12 protein-coding genes and 4 pseudogenes are annotated in these 15,142 nt (G+C 41.6%); 3 read left to right on the forward strand and 13 right to left on the reverse strand.

What is annotated here, in order from left to right; genetic code table 11:
- Positions 1-242 precede the first annotated feature (242 nt).
- A complete protein-coding gene (locus LC586_RS35740; RefSeq protein ID WP_229490246.1) occupies positions 243-5,129 on the forward strand; it encodes a type I polyketide synthase in 4,887 nt (1,628 codons plus the stop codon).
- A gap of 149 nt (positions 5,130-5,278) precedes the next feature.
- Here the strand turns inward: LC586_RS35740 and LC586_RS42190 are convergent.
- The 7 genes and pseudogenes from LC586_RS42190 to LC586_RS35770 all read right to left on the reverse strand — a co-directional run.
- A pseudogene (locus LC586_RS42190) lies at positions 5,279-5,359 on the reverse strand (Tn3 family transposase); the annotation flags it as partial.
- 151 nt (positions 5,360-5,510) lie between these two features.
- Positions 5,511-5,691, reverse strand: a pseudogene (locus LC586_RS35745) (transposase); the annotation flags it as partial.
- Between the two features lie 115 nt (positions 5,692-5,806).
- On the reverse strand, positions 5,807-6,814 hold the full coding sequence (locus tag LC586_RS35750) for an ABC transporter ATP-binding protein (protein ID WP_229490248.1): 1,008 nt from the start codon (positions 6,812-6,814) through the stop codon (positions 5,807-5,809).
- Positions 6,815-6,904: 90 nt separating this feature from the next.
- A complete protein-coding gene (locus LC586_RS35755; protein ID WP_229490250.1) occupies positions 6,905-7,987 on the reverse strand; it encodes an iron chelate uptake ABC transporter family permease subunit in 1,083 nt (360 codons plus the stop codon).
- Between the two features lie 2 nt (positions 7,988-7,989).
- Complete coding sequence (locus LC586_RS35760) at positions 7,990-9,207, reverse strand: ABC transporter substrate-binding protein (RefSeq protein WP_229490252.1); 1,218 nt, start codon at positions 9,205-9,207, stop codon at positions 7,990-7,992.
- A gap of 201 nt (positions 9,208-9,408) precedes the next feature.
- Positions 9,409-10,281, reverse strand: coding sequence for a (2Fe-2S) ferredoxin domain-containing protein (locus LC586_RS35765; protein WP_229490254.1), 873 nt, complete (start codon positions 10,279-10,281; stop codon positions 9,409-9,411).
- Positions 10,282-10,316: 35 nt separating this feature from the next.
- Positions 10,317-12,428, reverse strand: a complete 2,112-nt coding sequence (locus LC586_RS35770) for a TonB-dependent receptor (protein WP_229490256.1) — start codon at positions 12,426-12,428, stop codon at positions 10,317-10,319.
- Between the two features lie 33 nt (positions 12,429-12,461).
- Here LC586_RS35770 and LC586_RS35775 point away from each other — a divergent pair, with 33 nt between their 5' ends.
- Positions 12,462-12,617, forward strand: a complete 156-nt coding sequence (locus tag LC586_RS35775) for a hypothetical protein (protein ID WP_229490258.1) — start codon at positions 12,462-12,464, stop codon at positions 12,615-12,617.
- 50 nt (positions 12,618-12,667) lie between these two features.
- On the opposite strand, the gene LC586_RS35780 is transcribed toward LC586_RS35775, so the two are convergent.
- Positions 12,668-12,985 carry a DUF1636 domain-containing protein gene (locus LC586_RS35780; protein ID WP_438822957.1) on the reverse strand — a complete coding sequence of 106 codons (318 nt, stop codon included), beginning with the start codon at positions 12,983-12,985 and terminating at the stop codon, positions 12,668-12,670.
- Positions 12,986-13,093: 108 nt separating this feature from the next.
- On the opposite strand from LC586_RS35780, the pseudogene LC586_RS43050 reads away from it, so the two are divergent.
- Positions 13,094-13,202: pseudogene (locus LC586_RS43050) on the forward strand (IS982 family transposase); the annotation flags it as partial.
- Positions 13,203-13,378: 176 nt separating this feature from the next.
- Here the strand turns inward: LC586_RS43050 and LC586_RS43055 are convergent.
- From LC586_RS43055 to LC586_RS35805, 5 genes and pseudogenes are all read right to left on the reverse strand, one after another.
- Positions 13,379-13,546 (reverse strand): annotated as a pseudogene (locus LC586_RS43055) (IS982 family transposase); the annotation flags it as partial.
- A 110-nt stretch (positions 13,547-13,656) separates the two neighbouring features.
- Positions 13,657-13,935 carry a BrnA antitoxin family protein gene (locus LC586_RS35790; RefSeq protein ID WP_229490262.1) on the reverse strand — a complete coding sequence of 93 codons (279 nt, stop codon included), beginning with the start codon at positions 13,933-13,935 and terminating at the stop codon, positions 13,657-13,659.
- Positions 13,904-14,191 carry a BrnT family toxin gene (locus LC586_RS35795; protein ID WP_229490264.1) on the reverse strand — a complete coding sequence of 96 codons (288 nt, stop codon included), beginning with the start codon at positions 14,189-14,191 and terminating at the stop codon, positions 13,904-13,906. Before LC586_RS35795 ends, LC586_RS35790 begins: the two co-directional genes overlap by 32 nt.
- 64 nt (positions 14,192-14,255) lie before the next feature.
- Positions 14,256-14,489, reverse strand: a complete 234-nt coding sequence (locus LC586_RS35800; protein ID WP_229490265.1) for a type II toxin-antitoxin system HicB family antitoxin — start codon at positions 14,487-14,489, stop codon at positions 14,256-14,258.
- 158 nt (positions 14,490-14,647) lie between these two features.
- Positions 14,648-15,019 (reverse strand): type II toxin-antitoxin system PemK/MazF family toxin, encoded by a 372-nt coding sequence (locus tag LC586_RS35805; RefSeq protein WP_229490267.1) that lies wholly within the window; start codon positions 15,017-15,019, stop codon positions 14,648-14,650.
- Positions 15,020-15,142 lie beyond the last annotated feature (123 nt).

Below are 15,142 nucleotides of genomic sequence, written 5' to 3' on the forward strand. Positions count from 1 at the left end.
TCGGGTGGTCGTTTATTGAATTCGGGTGGTCGTTTATTGAATTCGGGTGGTCGTTTATTGAATTCGGGTGGTCGTTTATTGAATTCGGGTGGTCGTTTATTGAATTCGGGTGGTCGTTTATTGAATTGGAGGTATCGTTCATTGAATTCAAGCAGTGGTTAGGGTGGGGTATCTTCAATTCACTTAAAAACTACTGTAGACAAGTTTCCTTTAACGTTCTTCTTTGTGCGAAAAAAATTCTTATGAATTCTTCCATAGATAACATTAACAATTCAACTTCATCTCAACGCATTTTGGCTGCTCTCAAAGATGCTCGTACTAAATTAGAAGCAGTTGAACTCGAAAAACAAGAACAAATCGCCATTATTGGTATAGCTGGACGCTTTCCCGGCGCTCGTAGTGTAGATGAGTTTTGGCACAATATCAAAAATGGTATCCAGTCCATCGAGTTACTCACAAATGACGAATTACTGACAGCCGGAGTAAAGCTAGAGGAGTTACAAAATCCTAATTATGTTCGTGCATACGCTAGCTTTCCCGGAATTGATGAGTTTGATGCAACGTTTTTTGGCTATTCACCCAGAGAAGCAGAAATTCTCGATCCCCAGCATCGCCTATTTTTAGAATGTGCTTGGGAAGCATTAGAAAATGCAGGCTACGATTCAGAACAATATCCAGGTGCGATCGCAGTTTATGCAGGCGCAGCATTAAATAGTTATCTTGTCAACTTATACAGTAATCTCAACTACAATACCATCGATCCGGTGCAGGTTGTTATTAGTAATGTTATGGGTTTAATGCCTACCCGTGTATCTTACAAGTTAAATCTCACTGGGCCTAGTTGCGGAGTGCAAACGGGTTGTTCCACATCTTTAGTAAGTGTCCATTTGGCCTGTCAAAGTTTGCTGCATCGGGAATGCGATATGGCGTTGGCGGGTGGTGTATCCCTTGGTTCTGGGGAAAAAACGGGTTATCTTTACAAAGACGATGGCGTACTTTCACCAGATGGGTATTGTCGCGCCTTTGATATCAACGCCAAGGGAACAGTTTTTGGTAATGGGCTGGGAATTGTCGTCCTCAAACGTTTACGGGATGCAATTAGCGATCGCGATCATATTTATGCCATCATTAAAGGCACTGCGATTAATAATGATGGTTCCCAAAAAGTGGGTTTGACTGCACCTAGTGTAGCAGGACAAGCAAAGGCGATCGCCACTGCAATATCCAAAGCCAAAGTTGAACCAGAGACAATCCAATATATTGAAACCCACGGTACAGGAACAGCTTTAGGCGATCCCATTGAAATTGCTGCCTTGACGAAGGTATTTTCCCAACATACCAACAAAAAACAATTCTGTGCCATTGGCTCAGTAAAAACAAATATTGGTCATCTAGATGCAGCTGCGGGTGTGACAGGATTAATCAAAGTCGCATTGGCTCTTAAGCACGAACAAATTCCCCCCAGTCTGAATTTTACCAGCCCTAATCCCCAAATTGACTTCGCCAATAGTCCATTTTTTGTGAATACCCAGTTGACATCCTGGGTAAATAATGGCGTACCGAGAAGGGCGGGAGTTAGTTCTTTTGGCATGGGTGGCACTAATGCCCACGCAATTTTAGAGCAAGCACCTACAGAAATTCAAAATTCAAAATACCCTACGGGAAGCCACCCGGAGGGTGTCTACAAAATTCAAAATAAAGATGGAATTGAACGTCCTCATCTTCTAATTCTGAGTGCAAAAACTCCATCAGCCTTGGAGGTAGCAACAGCAAATCTCGCTACCTATTTGCAACAGTTTCCCGATACAGATATTGCTAATGTGGCATATACATTGCAAACGGGACGACGCGCCTTTGAACATCGTCGCTGTTTGGTTTGTCAAACTGTGTCGGAAGCGGTGGAAATATTAACTACATCTGATTCTCCACAACTTTTAAGTCAATCACCCGGTGCGGCTCAAACTACCGTAGCTTTTCTGTTCCCAGGACAAGGAAGCCAATATGTGAATATGGGATGGGAGTTATACACAACCGAGGCAATTTTTCGAGAAGAAATCGATCGCTGTTGTGAAATACTCATACCACACTTAGGCTTAGATTTGCGAAATCTTCTCTATCCTGAATTAAATACACCCCTCCCCAACCCTCCCAATGCTTTGGGGAGGAAGCAATTAGAACCCTTCCCCAACCCTCCCCAAGGCATTGGGAGGATGCCCGATAGGGCGGGTGGGGTTTTCGCCATATCCCAAACCGCCTACGCCCAACCCGCTTTATTCGTAGTCGAATATGCCCTAGCTAAACTCTGGATATCATGGGGAATCCAGCCACGGGCGATGATTGGTCATAGTATTGGTGAATATGTCGCCGCCACATTAGCTGGTGTGTTCACCTTAGCTGATGCCTTGATGCTAGTTGTGCAACGCGGACAACTGATGCAACAGTGTCCCCCAGGAGTTATGCTTTCTGTTTCCCTCGCCGCAGAGAAACTGCAACCGTTACTAACAAATGATTTGGTAATCGCTGTTGACAATGCACCTAGATTATGCGTAGTGTCAGGAGAAGAAATAGCGATCGCACTTTTAGAACAACGTTTAGCTAGTGAAAATATTACCTATCGGCGATTGCACACAAACCATGCTTTCCACTCACCCCTGATGTCAAAGGCGATCGCACCTTTTACGGAAATCTTACACAAGATTCAACTCCATCCACCGCAAATTCCTTTGATTTCTAACGTCACAGGTACTTGGATAACTGCGGCACAAGCTTGTGATCCCAACTATTGGGCAAGCCATCTGCGTCAGCCAGTGCAGTTTAGCGACGGAATTAGGCAACTGCAACAAACATCCCATCAGGTTTTTCTGGAAGTTGGATTTGGTCAAACCTTGAGTACCATTATTCGACAATTTACCGATGCACCGCCTACTTTCGCATCTGGGCGACATCCCCAAGATACCAAATCGGATGTCGGCTTGATTTGCCAAACCTTGGGACAGCTTTGGCTTTCGGGTGTAGCTGTCAACTGGTCTGGATTCTATGCTTTACAACAACCGCAAAAACTGCCCTTGCCAACCTATCCCTTTGAGCGTCAGCGCTACTGGATAGACCGACATCCATCGCCAGAAGTTGCTCCCATTCCGCCAGAAAAGCCCCAAAAGCAAGGGGATATGTCAAATTGGTTTTATTTGCCCTCTTGGCAGCGATCGCCTCTTCTACGTCCTTCTCGGATACCAACAAAACAACGATATTTGGTCTTTTGTCATCCTGACAGTATTGGTGAACAACTGGTGCAGCGTCTCCAGAAAGCCGGACAGGAAGTGATTACTGTGACACCAGGAGCAGAATTTACTTCAAAAGGCGACGCTTACACCATTGCGCTTGATAACCCAAAAGATTATGAAACACTATGGCAGCAATTACAAACAGCCGGAACTTTACCTGATGCGATCGCACATTTGTGGACTCTCACCGATGCGGTAGCAAATGATAGCTTTGAGCAAAGGCAAACCCTCGGTTTTTACAGTTTACTCTGGCTGACTCAGGCATTATCTTCATCATCCCGGCCTCTAAGAATCTATGTACTGACTCAGCAGGTGCAGAATGTTCTCTTAACTGAAACCCTCAATCCCGCAGACGCGACAATTCTCGGTCTTTGCAAAGTAATTCCCCAAGAATACCCGAATTTGATTTGCCAAAATATTGATTTATCACTTCCTATCACCAATTTTGAGCAACTAGTAGCGGAATTAACGATAAATAACACCCCACCCGCCCTATCGGGCACCCTCCCCTTAACAAGGGGAGGGTTGGGGAGGGGTGTATTTAACTCCGAAGGCAACACCCCACCCGCCCTATCGGGCACCCTCCCCTTAACAAGGGGAGGGCTAGGGAGGGGTAACTATTTCATTGCTTACCGGGGTAAAACTCGCTGGATACAAGAATTCCAGCCGATTCTTTTACCTGCCCCTGAGTCTTCTCAAATACCCCTAATTGAAGGTGGCGTGTATGCGATCGCTGGAGACTTGGTGGAAGGTTTGGGGTTAATTTATGCCCGGTTTCTGGCGCAAACAGTGAACGCTAAATTAATACTTTTGGGACGGTCAGATTTGCCACAACCTGCCCAATGGGAAACTTGGTTGGCTTCCCACGGTCGCCAAAATCCCGTTAGCCACTGTATTCAACAGTTGCAAGCTTTACAAACTACAGGATGTGAATTCCTATTTTATAGCGTTGACTTAGCAGATATTATGCAAGTGCAAACTGCTATTACCGAAGCTAAAAGCCGATTTGGGGCAATTAATGGAGTCATTCATGCTGCGGCTATGGGCGATCGCGCCAGTTGTTTGATTCGTAACCTCAATACTGAGGAATGTAGCCGACGATTTAATGCAAAAATACATGGTTTATTAGCATTAGAAAAAGTTCTCCAGAATCAACCCTTAGACTTTTTCCTCTTGCAATCTTCTCTGTCTGCGGTTGTTGGTGGAATTGGCTTTGCTGCTTACGCCGGGGCAAACTTGTTTATGGATGCTTTAGCACAACAACGCAGTCAAAACAGTGATACACCTTGGATTAGTATCAACTGGGATGCAGTACGTTTTGATGAAACTGCCATACTCACAGGTGCTGCTCTTGTAGATTTGGCTATGACTCCCCAGGAAGTTTGGCAAGTGACCCAGCGCATTCTAGCCCAACCTATGGCTGCACAAGTTACTGTTTCTCCTGTAAACCTCCAGTCTCGTTTCATACAGCCTGAAGTAATTCTAGATCCGACATCCAATCCTAATAGCCACGCCCGCCCTAACATTTCTACCACTTACGTTGCCCCTAGTGACTATATTGAAACCAGAGTTGCCCAATTAATGGAAAACTTATTGGGTATTGTTCCCATCGGCATTCACGATAACTTTTTTGAGTTGGGTGGACATTCTCTGCTAGCAATTCAGGCGGTTTCTCAGCTACGGGAAGAATTTCAAGTGGAACTGCCGATGCGGCAATTTTTATTTGAATCACCAACCGTTGCAGGTATAGCCAAAATTGTCATCGAAAACCAAATACCAACACTAGATGATCCAGAAGCGATCGCGACATTATTAGATCAAGTAGAACAAACTGATTTTTCTCGTTAAACCTCTCCTAAGAAACCGCATTTGCTTTGGATTGGGGAATAAGCTCAAAACCCAATTGCTGTGCCCTTTTGTGGAGATTATTGACTGTTCGCTCACGATAGCGCTGTTCATAATAGTCGATGCCAGGATCTTGATAGTCACCACCTAGAATGCAGATATTGACATAGAAAGATAGTTTTGACAGCTTTTCCCAATTCAGATAAAGCTTGATAGGTAGGGTGTAATAAATTCCTCAACATCGGATGGTTGTTGTAGAGCCTGAAAATAATTGGCTCGTTGCGCTTCAAAGTCTGTTGGTAAATCGGATTCTGGGTTGCGATAACGATAGGCTCCAACTACCCAAATTTCTTTACACCTGAGAGGGTGTTTATAAAATAAATATTAAGCAGTGGAGCAACGATGATTGCGGGCTAATCTACGTAACATAAGATTCGTCATAGCCGCATATATCATCGTTTCACAAGTTTATCGGATGATATTCGTAATCCTTACTGAGACGACGATAGCGACCAAGCCACGCAAGTGTACGCTCTACTACCCAACGTCGAGGTAATACTTTAAAATCGCACTATTGATCTGAGTACATTAATTTATCAAACCAGATGAGATGTATTTAAGATTAATTGAACTTGCCAATTTATGTTAACAATGTATTTTTATTATAGCAACGATCGCTACTATAAATAATTCAAAAATTTAATCAGTTCGTACAATGAATGATAAGTATATACAGTCTGGCTGTTTGTGATTTTCCACAAAACTTGTCTGGATTGTGTTATCACTTCTACTGATAAGCCATTTTTATTTTGATTAACTTGGAAGCCTGCACGTTTTAAAGCACGAATAGTCCATACAGTTGCAATTCCCTTACCTATCAAATTAATTTCTCCTTTATGGGATGTATGGAGATGAAATTCCCCAGAAGCAACATCAAACTCGACACCTTCACTCTCGAAAGTATCAGCAAATGCACCACTCAACACTAAATCTTCCGGTGCGCCAACGTGTAAAATACCATTAGTTGATAATAGCCAAACTTTATCAGCCAGACGCAAAGCTAAATCTAAATCGTGGGTAGAAAGGAGAATCGCTTGATTGGTTTCCCGCGCTAACTGGCGCAACAACTGCATAATTTCCACCCGTCGCGGTAAATCGAGAAATGCTGTTGGCTCATCAAGTAACATGACAATAGGCGACTGCGCCAAAGCACGCGCAATCATGATTTTTTGGCGTTCACCATCACTTAATTCGCTAACTTGGCGTTGTGCTAAGTGTACTGCTCCTACAGATTTTATTGCCCAAGTTACTATGGCTTGATCTTGGGGTGTCAAATTTCCCCACCAGTCAGTATAAGGATATCGTCCCAGAGTCACCAAGGTGTAAGCTGATAGCATTCCCACATCAACTTTTTCGGTGAGTACCAAACTCAGACGTTTTGCTAATTCTTGTGGTGTTAACTTATAAATATTTTCGCCTAAGAGTCGCACTTCACCTGCAATTGGGGGTTGCATTCCGGCGAGCGATCGCAGTAATGTAGATTTACCCGCACCATTGGGGCCGAGTAAACAAACCAGTTCCCCAGCTTGCAGAGATACTGAAATATCCGATGCAACACACCGAACAGTTTTTCGGGATGTCTTGTAACCAATAGTCAAGTTATGAGTTGTGAGAATTGAGTTACTCATTATCAGAATAATAATTCATAGCGAATTAACCTTAAAAACACTTTGCGTACCTCTGCGCTTACCTCCGCGTACCTCTGCGTTTCAAAAATCTTAAAAAGACTTTTGGGAATTACGCCGCAGAATTATCCAAGTCACAACAGGAGTTCCAATTAAAGCAGTAACAGCATTTAAAGGTAAAACCACCTGACTTACCGCAAGTTGAGAAAACAAATCTGCAAACAATGCTAAGATTGCACCCATCATTGTTACACTAGGGATTAATATCCGATGGTCGGAAGTATTGAACAGACTACGACAAAGATGAGGAATTGCTACACCTAAAAATGCTATGGGGCCACAAAAAGCGGTAATTGCTCCAGCTAATATAGATGCACTAGTAATAATAGAAAATCTGGTTTTCTGCACAGTTAAACCTAGACTACGTGCATAAGATTCACCAAGTAAAAGTGCATTCAAAGATTTTGATTGCAACACTGCTCCCAATAAACTCAAAAATATCACAGGAATTAAAACAACTAACTGTCTCCAAGTCACCCCAGCAAAACTACCAAACGTCCACATGATATAACTTTGAATGCGTTCCTTTGAACTAAACTGCAACAAAATACTTACTATCGCACTAGTAGCATAACCAAACAATAAACCTAAAATTAGTAGTGTCATCGTATCTTGCACTCGGCGAGAAACAATTAACATCATCCCTAAAACTGACGCTGCGCCAAGACTTGCTGCTATGACTAAACCAAAATCACTAATTATTCCCAAATCTGCTAATAATGTTGGTGTCGTAGCACTTGCTGTCAGCACAACTAAGGCTACACCTAAACTTGCACCAGAACTAATTCCCAATACAAAAGGCCCCGCTAAGGGATTTTTAAATAGGGTTTGCATTTGTAAGCCACTCACACCTAAAGCTGCACCTGCTAAAGTTGCAGTTAAAGCTTTAGGTAGGCGAAATTTGAGAATAATATGAGTCCATGTCACTTTTTCTGGTTCTTGTCCGAGCAAAATTTTGACTACTTCATTAGCAGGAATATCAACTGAACCTAAAGCCAAGTCTAATAAAAAAGCCAAGATTAAGCTTACAAGTATAATTAAGAAAATAATGGTTTTGAAAACCGGAGCCTTTTGGGTTAGTAGGGGAATTTTAAATTTATATTTTTCGCTTAACATTATTAATTAAGTTTGTGGTAATAAAATAGTTTATGGTTAGGTAATATCTCTGGATGTAGTATTTTAATCAAGTCAGATAAAACCATATCTGGGTTACTAATTCCGCTTTCCCAGTAATCATTACCTCCACTTTCATTGACACGGGCATTATTATTGTAAAGATTTCCTGTTTTCACAGCCTTAAAATCAGCGTAGCGATTATCTTCTGCGACTAAATCCTTTAAATTCTTCCAAGATTGACTAAAATTCAACCAGTAGTCAGCATTGGCTGCACGTTCCAAAACAACTTCAAAAGATAAAGGTAAACTACCAGAGGATTTATCATCACTCCAGAGATAGTTTGCTCCTGCATCAGCCAGATATTTGGCTACGTAACTTTTACCCCCAGGCATATACCAAGTACCTTTAAAATTGAATCCCACAAATACAGTTGGACGATTTTTTCCAGATTTAGCTTTTTGAGCTACTCGTTCATATTTATTGGCAATTTCACTAAATATTTTTTCTGCTTGCTCGTCTTTATTAAAAAACAGAGCAGTAAATTTTAACCATTCGCTTCTTCCCAGTGGCGTGTCTTCCATATATTCAGAATTTATCCCCACTTTCAAACCCGCCTCTGTGAGTTTGGCATAACTATCAGTTTGGGAATTTCCAGTACCAAAAGTTGTTACCAAGTTAGGATTTAATTCTAATACTTTCTCTATATCCACATTTGAATTATCACCTACCTGTGTTAAATTTCCGGTTTTGATTCTCTCGACTACATCAGGAGTATTGACTTGTTTATTATTACTAATACCAATCAGTTTATCAACTACACCTAATTTCGCTAGGTGAGGTAAATGAGTAGTAGATAGAGAAACTATGGAATTAATGGGAACTGTAATTACCTGTGCTTGATTAAATCCTTTTGGTGTGGGAGTTCCACATTGGACTAAAACATATTGAAACTTGGTGTTGGCATTCTGCCAAGGATTTTTTATAGTAACGGTTTTGTAGTGTTTATGATACTCTACTGCCAAGCCTGTTGCATGAGTAATCTTAATTTTATTAGGGAAGTAATCAGTATTGGGATCATATTTTTGAATACAGCCATTATTATTGGTATTTGTAGATGTGTTAATTGCCGTACTATGGCAAGCAATAATTAAAGTGGCAATTAAGAAGAATTGGCATAAAAAAATAATGGGTTTTGAGTGAGTCAGTTTTACCAATTTCATTGGGTTTGAGATAAATATGATTTTTATCACGCAGAGACACGGAGGAGGACATTTCCGTGGGCGGGTTTCCCGACTTGTACCCCTACTAGAGAAGCAAGCTACGCGCAGCGTCTCCGTCAGGAGAGGAAAGTGTTCGTCGCACAGAGAGGAATACCAAGAGGACTACTTTATATCTTTGCGTGAAATTTTTAAAAGGATGAATTACACAGATTCTGGTGGATAGCAATGTTCAATAACTTTGTTACCTTTTCCCAAATGTTCATTGACAATAGTTTCAGCTATATTTGGTTGAACGCGAGTGTACCAAGTCCTATCATCAGAATAAAATACTACTGGCCCTAATTGGCAAACTTCTAAACAGCCAGATGTTCTCACTTCCACATCTACACCTGCTTTTTCAACTGCTGATTTTAAAGCCTCAAATGTAGGTTGCCATTTGCGTGAAGGAAGACAGCGAGTAGATGTACAAACTGAGATATAAGAATGTTTTAGGGGGTTTTTAGTAAATGGTATTGCTTTGTTTCCCAATACATAAATATCTCGTAGTTCCTCATAAAGAGCTAATTTTGACAAGTTAGGCTTACCTTCTGGTAATAAATTCTCACCTTCTACATACGGATTTGGCAAGAAAATAGTCATGAGGTTTTCATCTGCACCATTCCAAAAATCGATTCCCCAACTTCTAGGGATACCTTCTGCATTAAACCGTCGATAAAATGCAGCACGATTTACTTGACGTTGCTGCCTTAATTCTAAAGGAGTCTTACAATGGGGGCCACCTAAATTAGCCTCTATACATAAGTGTAAATGCCAACCTTCTGTGACTACTGTGAGATATCCATCATAGAGGATACAAATTTTGGGTGGAGCATTAAATTCTAATTCTAATACACCTCCTTGGACAATATGCCCTACCCCTACCTGCTGCCAATTTTGCTCAAATAGAGTGTAAAGTAGCGACGACAAAACATCGGTACTAGAATCAAAATATTCATATTCAATAGACCCCTCAGTAGATAAAGCCTCAATCACAACCTTATTTACTGGAGTTACCCAACAATTAAATTCAGTCATTCAAAACTCCTCTCTGCGTGAAAAAACTCTTGACTTCAAAACGTAGAACTCAACCCAACTTGAAAAACCCTCCCCCCATCAGGATAACCAGAAAATAATTGGTATCTCTGGTTAAAGATATTATCCACACTGCCTGTTAATACCAATGTATCACTGAGAGAAACCCGCATTTTGAAATCAAAAGTAGTATAACCAGACAAAAATTCTGTATTAGTATTGTTTGTGGGATATGCACCCAAAGAATGCATCAGTATTCCAGCATATAAGCCTTGAGAAGTTTCATAAGAAAGTCCTGCATTTAAACTATCTGCACCTGCAAATCGTAATTCTTTATCAACTTCGGCAGAATTTGTACTTTTCAAAATCCGTGGGTCATTTGCTGTATAACTAACAAAAGCATAGATATTATTCGCTAGCTGCAAATTTAAAACTGCTTCGATTCCCGTAGTGCGAACCTTACCAATATTTTCGTAAGTAGCTACCGGAACAGCAAAGTTATAGGCGATTAAATCTGAGATTGTGTTGTTGAAATAGGTCAAGCGCAATAAACCAAAATTGCCTAACTTCTGGTCAATTCCGATATCATAACTATCACCTTTCTCTGGACTGAGATTAGGATTCCCAACGTAACTACCACCATTCGCATATAAGCTGAAAAGATTCGGCGCACGGAAATTTTTGATATAATTAGCTCTGAGAGTAGTAGAATCCGTAAGTGCAAATTTTGCTCCTACATTCGGTGACGTAAAAGAGCCATTTGTCAAGCTGCTAAAATCTTGACGTAAACCTAAGTTGGCAGTGAAACTAGGAGTAAAGTTAATTTCATATCTAGCAAATAGCGCTCCTTGACTAATACTATCGTCGTAAGTAACTGTTTTTATATTAGCAGAAAAGTCGAATGTACTGTTAGTAGCTGATACATTGCGGTAATCAAAGCCATAAACTAGAGTTTGATTATGAGCAAATTTCCAACTGTGTTGTGTTTGCAATCCATAAGAAGTCTGCCCGTTATCATATCGTGCTTGGGATGAATTGCGACTATCATAACGAGTGTTGAGGAAATCTGCGTAAACTCTTGCTGTTAGCAGTGAATCATTTCCACTTCCTAGTTTTGAGTTCCAGATTAAATCTGTGAGAACTTGGTCTGTGTATTTGCGATCGCTATTCGTCAATGAGTTAAAATAACCTTGACCATATAATGGTTCAGGAATGGGTACTCCTCCTGGTACTCCTTGGTCTTTACCTAAATATAGGGTTGAAAGGGTTAGGGTGTTGCGTTTTCCTAAATCCGCCTCCAGCTTGACATTAAAGTTATTGTAGAGAGTATCATTATTTTCCCTGGTTCCCTTGAAATTCGCGGATGGGATAGAAAAAGGATAGTTATTTTCGGCTTGGGTACGGTTGTAACCTACAACCCAAGAAATATCCCCTACTTTCCCGCTATTGTTGATAGTCTGTTGATTTAGTCCATAGGCGCCAAGGGTGACTCCTGCTTGTGTCGTCACTTTTTCTGTGGGACGACGAGTGATGATGTTAATCACTCCCCCAATTGCATCGGAACCATAAAGGGTAGAACCACCGCCTGGTAATACTTCGACTCTTTCAACGATATTGGTAGTAAATTCTGAAAGGTCAAAACCACCAGAACCCAAATCGTTAATTGGTCTACCATCAAGCAAAATTAAGACTTGTGCAGAGTTAGAACCTCGGATAAATTGACCACTTAAGGCGTTCACTTCTGTGCCAACTGTACCATCTGGTAAGATACCTGGAAGAAATTTTAGCGCTTCTCTGACCGTTCTAGCACCCTGCGCTTCCATCTCTTCACCCGTAATCACGTAAACCGGACGGGTGGAATCTTTCACTGTCCCTTCTCGGCGAAAGGGTGAGTAAACGGGTTCATTCAATAGCTTGTCGATGACTGTTAATTCAATATCTGGTTCTTCTGTGGATGCTGGAGTATTTTCAGGTGTTACTTGTGCAACTGGTTGTAAGTATGAAGCAGAACCTTCATGGTTGGGAAACTCAGATATTTGTGGAACTTCTGTAGCTTTCGTGCTGTGATTTTCCCATAGCATCCCCTGGGTAACAATCAAACTAGACACAACAATTTGAATTCCCCATCTGACAACAAAATTACTAGGCATTGATGATTTAAGCAACCTGTATAACTAAGAAAATTGACGTTGGTAGAACGAAAAGCTGATTTTGACTCAGCAAAAAAAGGACAAGCTGAGTATTACCAGCCACCGCTTGTGCAAGGGTGGAACGAAGATGGCGACAGTAGAAGAAAGCCGCAGTGGATTTATGTGATAATGATTATTATTATCGCATAGCTTGCTAAATTATGAAATTTTTCCGAGTTTTGATGCTACCCAGTGAGCAATTAACAACAATTTACGTTTAATTTTGTCCACTTGCTCAGTGGTGGAATGCTTGCCAGAATACCCTTTTTTAGAGGTTCAGGGCGTTCTGACCAAGACAGTGAACCATCTGGTTTAGCATAATATTGACTAGCACATTGCAAAACAGCAGATGCACTACTATCAACCAATAAGTCACCGAAGAGATAGGTTGATTTATCTTCTGCAACAAAAGCAATGACACAAGAACGGCTACAAGCACTCATGCATTCAACTCCCTGAATGAGGAATTTATTTCGCTTTGCACCATCGCGTCTAGAAACCAAGAAACAGGAGAGCAAGGGAGCAGGGGAGGGTAATAACCCAAGTTGCTAGTTATGCAGGAGTGCGATCGCAACGGGTTCATTTAAGCAATAAAATCTCCTCCAGAGGAAAAATAGGAGGGGCTTATGCTAAACGAAATAATTGCGATCTATGCTATCCCTGATGACCTACTTCAGGCGCTCGGACATGATGACGACATTCGTCGTCAGATGAGTGATGCAGAAATTATTAACCCAAGTTGCGGGTTATCGACTGATATGTGCTTGTTACCACTCAATTCATGCGATGCCTGCGGCGGGCTACGCCTACACGTGCAACAAAGTGGCGTTGGCGCTACGCGCCAACGTACCGATGCCGTTGTTGCCAGCATTTAAGCACTTAAATGGTTTAAGTGTGATATAAATTACTTATTAAATAAAAGCTTGTTGAAGAGTAAAAGAAAAAATGAATGCTTGTAGTTTAAGTAAAAACCCTTCATAAGTGACTGCATGTATTGATTTTGGGAAAACACAAGTGATACTACTAAACACGGTTTCAATATAATGCCGAGTATGTTGTTTAATATATTGATTCCAAGGGGAGACGCCAAAGGCGAACGAGCGTCATAGCCCGCACTTCGACAAAGCTCAGTGACCGTCGTAGACATCGCTTGTCAGTTGCATTGAGGTTATTGTTAAAGAGATTCAATTTAGGTTGACTTCGCCTCAGACGCTGGATAAGCTTTGTGTGCTTCTGCGTAAATCTTTAATGCTACAGCCATCTGCTGTTCGGCAGTCTCTCCCTGCTCTTTGAACCAAGCAAAAGTTTCAGGATCTACCTTAACTGTTATTGTTACAGGTGACTTGGGCATTCGCAATTGTGCTTTAGCAAAAAATTCTTCTGACAAGGGTGGAATATCTGAGGTGTCGATATCTTCGTCACTCATTGCATCGACTCTAACCCAATCGGTTCTTGAGGTATTGTTCATAGCGTTTTCGTTCGTGAGACAGTGCCTTTCTTAATGAGATGATCCGAACCATTTCTTCACCAGGCTCGGTGTAAATAACTACTACGATTCGTCCATCAAGTAGTCCAATACCGAGATACCGATCCTCTCCATAGTCTTCTCGTTCATCTAGGTAGACAAGCATGGGTAGATTAAAGATGCGGAAAGCATCAGCAAAGTCGAAACCATGCTTTGTGATGTTGCTTTGGTTTTTACGCTCATCCCACTCAAACTTCATGGACTCAATATACCAGTGACACCGGAAAAATCAACTGTGACTACATCACCGGGATTGAATACCACTAAACTGTCTCCTCACTTTCAGGAAAAATTGAAGCTGCGTAGTGTAACGAGAATGATGCTAAATCAAGCTGATCTTCCCGTTGACTGGCAACTTCTAACCAACCTTGAATTGCATCTTGCAGCATTTCTAACAAATGTTCGTAGCTGTCTCCCCAAGTGTGACATCCTGGTAGGGCAGGTACAGAACCACACCACACCCCGTCTTCTTGCCAGATAACTGCTTTAATTTTCATCGCCAATCATCTCCACAAGATTGCGACTAATATTGTAGCGTCAAGCCGAGTGCGACGCCGAATAGCCCGTCGTAGACATCGCTTGTCCATTGCATTGAGGTGTTAGCCTCCCACAGGTGCGATCGCACAAAGTGTAGTTGCTAAAGATACATAAATTTCTATGAAGTAGATAATGTATCTGATGATGCTTTAGAATCATCTAACTCAGTCAGAGCTATCTTGACACACGCACGAACACCTTTCCAATCAACTTCTGACAAGTGACCAATCAAAACCAAATTAGCAGAGGGTGGTAAGGTGACGATAAAACTTCTGAAAACAGACGCAACCCGCAAACCTGCTGCTGCCCAATCCTGAAGTGTGTAATCAGTAATTCCAAGGGCAGTTGTCTGAGTAGTAATGAGTCCAATGATTACATCGGGGCGGATTGCCTGATAAGTAGCAGATGACAGAACTACAGCAGGACGGCGCTTAATACCAGTAACACCGGGAAAATCAACTGTGACTACATCACCGGGATGGAACGTCACCAAATTCCTCGCGCCGTGGAAGCCCCTAAATTCTATTTATGGGGGCAAGGCGCAGGCGAATTTATTCGCTGCCAAAAAAATAGTAAGCCATGAGATAATATCAGTATGTCGAAATTGGATTTG

Source organism: Nostoc favosum CHAB5714, assembly GCF_020829495.1.
Lineage (GTDB): Bacteria > Cyanobacteriota > Cyanobacteriia > Cyanobacteriales > Nostocaceae > Nostoc > Nostoc favosum.